This window comes from Endozoicomonas arenosclerae (genome assembly GCF_001562015.1).
In the GTDB taxonomy this organism is placed as follows: Bacteria; Pseudomonadota; Gammaproteobacteria; order Pseudomonadales; family Endozoicomonadaceae; genus Endozoicomonas_A; species Endozoicomonas_A arenosclerae.
The window spans coordinates 1-786 of sequence record NZ_LASA01000321.1; the positions used below are offsets into that span (position 1 = coordinate 1).

The 786-nt window shown below is 45.3% G+C and carries 2 pseudogenes; one reads left to right on the plus strand and one right to left on the minus strand.

Annotated elements, in window-relative coordinates:
* A pseudogene (locus tag WG89_RS31565) lies at positions 1-243 on the plus strand (IS5/IS1182 family transposase); the annotation flags it as partial.
* Positions 244-647: 404 nt separating this feature from the next.
* Here the strand turns inward: WG89_RS31565 and WG89_RS33215 are convergent.
* Positions 648-786, minus strand: a pseudogene (locus WG89_RS33215) (IS91 family transposase); the annotation flags it as partial.

Here is a 786-nt window from a genome sequence, read left to right on the forward strand (position 1 = left end):
AAGCCCAGCATCGTGAAAGAGCTGAAGAAGCATCCCCGAAAAAATAAGGTGCCCATCAAACTGGAATTTACCAAGGCCAGTCTGAGAGCAGCAGTCGAACACCCCTGCAGAATCATTAAGTGTCAATTTGGATTTATAAAAGCCAGGTATCGAGGTTTGAAGAAGAATGACAATAAACTGTCTACTTTATTTGCCCTGGCGAATATTGTTCGACTGGATCAAATGATCCGGGCACAGGGTTAGTCCGCCCTGAAGTCACGAAAGTGGCTAAATATCATACAAATAAGGGGTTGAGACCTCTGATTTCAGTCCTACTTCGAACTCGATTCAAGAAGGGAAGTAAATTAGAGGTTATTCGCAGGTTCCTTAGTTTAACCGCCCACTGCAAGTAATCGAAGCGCCACAAGACTTAGGCAAAACACTCTGAAGTTCATTGGGTCGGATTACAACGTCTTGTTGGACGCGCCCTTGCACGGGCCCTTCTATGTATTTATCTTTGTACGACTTGAGTCGTTATTGAGCCTCAGCCACGAGACTTATAATCCCAGGGCCGGTGAATGGGATCATTTTTGAGTATAAATATCCCTTATTATATTCTGCTTTCATGCCTTTTACCGCGCTAATATAAACGTTGCCCTTATCTGGCTTCAGGCAGTCAGATTCAGTGCTGTCAGGTTATTCAGTATGAAGACCCATTGAGTGGTTGGGTCCCTGCCTCTGAACAGTCGTTCTTTCTGTTGCAGTTTTTGCTGGCAGACAGGGCATAACACCTGTTCGCCGTAGCCC